Here is a 5,187-nt window from a genome sequence, read left to right on the forward strand (position 1 = left end):
TTGGATAAATCGACTTTCCAAATGTTCTCATGGATGCAGGTATTTACCGCTTGCGGTTTTGCATTCAGCCATGGTGCAAACGATATTGCCAATGCGATTGGTCCGTTTGCCGCGATTATGGATGTGTTGCGTACCAACAGCATTACCGCTCAAAACGCCGTGCCGCCAATTGCCATGTTGACTTTCGGTATCGCTTTGATCGTCGGCTTATGGTTTGTCGGTAAAGAAGTGATTAAAACCGTAGGCACCAGCTTGGCAGAAATGCACCCAGCGTCAGGCTTCTCAGCCGAGCTTTCTGCTGCCGCCGTCGTGATGGCCGCATCATTTATGGGCTTGCCTGTTTCCAGTACCCATATTTTGGTGGGTGCAGTTTTGGGTATCGGCTTGGTTAACCGCAATGCCAACTGGAAATTGATGAAACCGATCGGCCTTGCTTGGGTAATTACCTTGCCTGCTGCTGCCGTTTTGTCTGTTGTCAGCTATTTGGTTTTGCAGGCCGTGTTTTAATTGATTATTTGATTTCAAAAGGCCGTCTGAAAGAGATTTCAGACGGCCTTTACTTATTTTTGTAAGGGATAGCTTTCAGTTTGTTTGAACGATGCACAAATCATGCTGTTTAATGTTTACACTGATACAAGAATAATCAAGGTAATAGAGAAATACCTTATTGGGAATATTTTAGAAAAGATTTTGGTTTCAAAACTTGGCGTAGTGAGGGCAAATAAAGCTATTTTTAATCAGCCTACTATAAGGTTAAGGTAATAAAAAAGCCCCAATTCATCGACGTTAAAGATGTCGTATTGAATTGGGGTCTCTATTTATTTAGTGCAAGCCTTATCAGGCCGTCTGAACATTATTCAGCAGCTTCGTTGGTCTCAGCTTGTACAGGAGCCGCTTCTGCTTCTGCAGTAGCCTTAGCGGCTTGGCGTTCGGCTTGTGCAGCCAATGCCTGTTGAACGGCTGGGTGCTGTTGGGCGATGGTTTGTTCTTCTGCGCTGACTTCGCCTTTGAAGCGGTTGTTCAAGTCAAAACGTTTGCCGCCGCGAGCCAGGGCTTTCAGATAGCGCGGACGGCGGCAGTGGTTGGCCAGTACGCGTGCAATCAGTGCAGGGTCGTATTGGGGCAGGGCGGCAATTAAGTCTTGGTCGATACCGACGGCCAACGGTTTGAATCGTTTGAATACATCATATTTGCCGTAAATGTGGTCGGCAATCATATCTGTCTGTTTTTTCTTGCTCATGGTTTGGACGGCAGATTTCAGCGCAGCGCCCAAAGCGGTTTCTTGTGCCATTGCGGTTGTATTCCTCTAATATAAATCCGTATTTTCGTCATACGTCAATAAGGTGCTATTGTAGTATAAAGACTGAGATTTGGCTAAATTTTTCTGAGAATATTCAGAAATAAACGGTTATTTTTCCAATTTGGCAATGTCCGGTGTATTTACCTGAACATCGGCATTTTGTGCACGATGGCGTAAGGCGTGGTCGATCAAGACCAATGCCAGCATGGCTTCTGCAATCGGAGCGGCGCGTAAACCGACGCAGGGGTCGTGGCGGCCGTGTGTGGCAAGTTCGACAGGGTTGCCCTCTATATCAATACTGCGGCGCGGTGTGGCGATGGAACTGGTCGGTTTAATGGCAATATTCACATGAATGTCTTGTCCGGTGCTGATGCCGCCCAAGATGCCGCCTGAGTGGTTGGATAGAAAACCTTGAGGCGTGAGTTCATCGCCATGCTTGCTGCCGCGTTGCGTTACGCTATCAAAACCTGCGCCGATTTCTACGCCTTTGACAGCATTGATGCCCATCATGGCATAGGCAATTTCTGCATCGAGGCGGTTAAAAACCGGTTCACCCAAGCCGACGGGGACGTTAACCGCTTCGATATGAAGTTTTGCGCCGACAGAATCCAATGATTTGCGCACGCTGTCCATATAGTTTTCCAAGTCCTCAATTTGGCTTTGGTTTGCGGCAAAAAAAGGATTTTGGGAAATATATTCGTAGCCTTCAAACTGGATTTTTTTTTCGCCTACTTGGGTAACATAGGCGGTAATTTCAGTGCCGAATTTTTCTTTCAGCCATTTTTTTGCAACTGCTCCGGCGGCAACGCGGGCAGCGGTTTCGCGGGCGGAACTTCTACCGCCGCCGCGATAGTCGCGTGTACCGTATTTGTGCCAGTAGGTGTAATCGGCGTGACCAGGGCGGAAGCTGGTGGCGATATTGCCATAGTCTTTGCTGCGTTGGTCGGTATTGCGGATCAGGAGGGCGATGGGTGTACCGGTGGTTTTGCCTTCGAATACGCCGGAGAGGATTTCGACTTGGTCGGCTTCGCGGCGCTGGGTAACGTGGCGGCTGGTGCCGGGTTTGCGACGGTCAAGGTCATATTGGATATCCGCTTCGCTCAATTCTAATCCGGGCGGGCAGCCATCAATGATGCAGCCCAAGCCTGCGCCGTGGCTTTCGCCGAAAGTGGTAACGGTAAAGATTTGTCCGAAGGTGTTGCCTGCCATAGGGATACTCTTTTGAAATTGGGTTTGGAAATTTTTGCTTGTTTGGATAATTCTCAGGCCGTCTGAACGGTGAAACGAGAATCTTTGATTTCGTTGTCACATCTGTTCAGACGGCCTTTTGAGATGACTGCTTAGTTCAATTTACCGTGGCACTGTTTGTATTTCAGGCCACTGCCGCAAGGGCAAGGATCGTTGCGGTGAACAATCAGGCCGTTTTGTGCAAGCGCTTCAGGGCTGAAGTCTGTGCCGTCAGGATCGAATGCTTCGGTAACCAAATCGGTTTGCGATTGACCGAGCAATTCTTCCATATCAGGCGCATCGGAGTGGACGGTTTGAACATCGCTGACGCTTTGTGCGGCAGTGTGGTCGTATTCGCTGTTGCGCTCGATTTGAACGGCGGTCAGCAAAGCGGCAATGTTTTGTTTGATACCGCGCCACAGATTTTCAAACATGGCGAAAGCTTCGCGTTTGTATTCCTGTTTCGGATTTTTCTGAGCATAGCTGCGCAGGTGGATGCCTTGGCGCAAGTAGTCCATAGCGGCGAGGTGTTCGCGCCATTGGTTGTCGATAACTTGCAGCATAACATTGCGTTCGAAGTCTGACATAGCCTGTTTGCCGACCAATTCGACTTTTTCGGCATACTCGTCTTCGATGCGCTTGATGAGGCGTTCTTTAATGTCTTGGTTGTCCAAAGTGCTGTCTTCTTTCAGCCAGCCTTTGATATCGACATGCAGGCGGAAATCGGCGGCAAGTTGGTGCTCAAGTGCCGGAATGTCCCATTGCTCTTCCATGCTGTCAGGCGGGATGTGGTAGTCAACCAAGTCGCTGACAACGTCGGCGCGGATTTCGCGGGTCAAATCGCTGACGTCTTTGCTGGTCAGGATTTCGTTACGTTGATGGTAAATCACTTTACGTTGGTCATTGGCAACGTCATCGTATTCCAAAACCTGTTTACGCATATCGAAGTTGCGGCCTTCGACTTTACGTTGCGCGCCTTCGATTTGACGGGTCAGCAGGCCGTGTTCGATGGCGACGCCGCGTTCAGGTGCCAGACGGTTGAGGATGGCGGCGGCGCGGTCGAGTGCGAAGAGGCGCAGCAACGGGTCTTCAAACGAGAGGTAGAAGCGGCTGGAGCCGGGGTCGCCCTGACGGCCTGCGCGTCCGCGCAATTGGTTGTCGATACGGCGGCTTTCGTGGCGTTCTGTACCGATGATGTGCAGACCGCCTGCTGCAACCACTTGGTCATGTTCGGCTTGCCAACCGCTTTCAAGGGCGGAAATTTGCGCTTGTTTTTGCTGTTCGCTCAAAGTTTCATCGGCACGGATAGCTTCGATTTGATGCTTGAGGTTGCCGCCCAAGACAATATCGGTACCGCGGCCTGCCATGTTGGTGGCAACGGTAATCGCGCCGACTTTACCGGCTTGAGCCACAATCAATGCCTCGCGCTCGTGTTCTTTTGCGTTCAGAACGTTATGCGGCAGACCTGCTTTGCGTAACAAGTCAGAAACCAGTTCGGAGTTTTCGATGCTGGTTGTACCGACCAAAACCGGTTGGCCGTTTTTGTGGCATTCGGCGATGTCTTTGACGACGGCTTCAAATTTTTCTTCGGCTGAGCGGAAGATTTGGTCGTTGAAGTCTTTACGTTGTACAGGACGGTTGGTCGGGATGATGACGGTTTCGAGGTTGTAAATGCTTTGGAACTCGAAGGCTTCGGTGTCGGCCGTACCGGTCATGCCAGACAGTTTGCTGTACAGGCGGAAGTAGTTTTGGAAGGTAATAGATGCAAGCGTTTGGTTTTCGCGTTTGATTTCTACGCCTTCTTTGGCTTCAACGGCTTGGTGCAAGCCTTCGGACCAGCGGCGACCGGCCATCAGACGGCCTGTGAATTCGTCCACAATCACGATTTCGCCGTCTTGGATAACATAGTGTTGGTCTTTGTGGAACAGGGTGTGCGCGCGCAATGCAGCCATGAGGTGGTGCATCAGGGAAATATTGGCGGCAGAGTAGAGCGAGTCGTTTTCCTGTAATAAGCCCATTTGGGTCAGGATTTGCTCGGCGTGTTCGTGACCGGCTTCGCTCAGAATAACTTGGTGTGCTTTTTCGTCCACCCAGTAATCGCCTTCGCCTTCTTCGGTTTCTTGGCGGATAAGGTGGGCCGGAACGGCATCCATCACGCGGTAGAGCTGGATGTTGTCATCTGCCTGGCCGGAAATAATTAGCGGCGTACGTGCTTCGTCGATCAGAATGGAGTCCACTTCGTCGACAACGGCAAAGTTCAATTCGCGCTGAACTTTGTCGTATTGGTCGGTAACCATATTGTCGCGCAGGTAGTCGAAGCCGAATTCGTTGTTGGTGCCGTAAGTAATGTCGGCGCCGTAAGCGGTTTGGCGTTCGAAAGGTTGCAAATCGGCTACGATCACGCCGACGCTCAAGCCTAAGAAATTGTACAACGGCTCCATAATGCCTGCGTCACGGGAGGCGAGGTAGTCATTGACGGTAACGACGTGTACACCTTTTCCTGACAATGCATTCAGGTAAACGGCAAGGGTGGCCACCAATGTCTTACCTTCACCGGTACGCATTTCGGCAATTTTACCGTTATGCAGGACCATACCGCCGATCAGCTGTACATCGAAGTGGCGCATGCCCAATACACGGCTCGATGCTTCGCGGCAGAC

At 50.7% G+C, this 5,187-nt stretch carries 4 protein-coding genes; 1 reads left to right on the forward strand and 3 read right to left on the reverse strand.

Annotated features, from left to right (window positions below):
* Positions 1 to 507: inorganic phosphate transporter (locus ACTHSP_RS17630; RefSeq protein ID WP_440346557.1), on the forward strand; the 507-nt coding region annotated here is incomplete at its 5' end.
* Positions 508 to 853: 346 nt separating this feature from the next.
* Here the strand turns inward: ACTHSP_RS17630 and ACTHSP_RS17635 are convergent.
* The 3 genes from ACTHSP_RS17635 to secA all read right to left on the reverse strand — a co-directional run.
* A complete protein-coding gene (locus ACTHSP_RS17635; protein ID WP_314513547.1) occupies positions 854 to 1,291 on the reverse strand; it encodes a ProQ/FINO family protein in 438 nt (145 codons plus the stop codon).
* Positions 1,292 to 1,408: 117 nt separating this feature from the next.
* A complete protein-coding gene (gene aroC / locus ACTHSP_RS17640; RefSeq protein WP_314513545.1) occupies positions 1,409 to 2,509 on the reverse strand; it encodes a chorismate synthase in 1,101 nt (366 codons plus the stop codon).
* Positions 2,510 to 2,640: 131 nt separating this feature from the next.
* The coding region (gene secA / locus ACTHSP_RS17645; protein WP_440346558.1) for a preprotein translocase subunit SecA at positions 2,641 to 5,187 on the reverse strand (2,547 nt) is incomplete at its 5' end.

The organism is Neisseria sp. P0001.S005 (assembly GCF_051963715.1).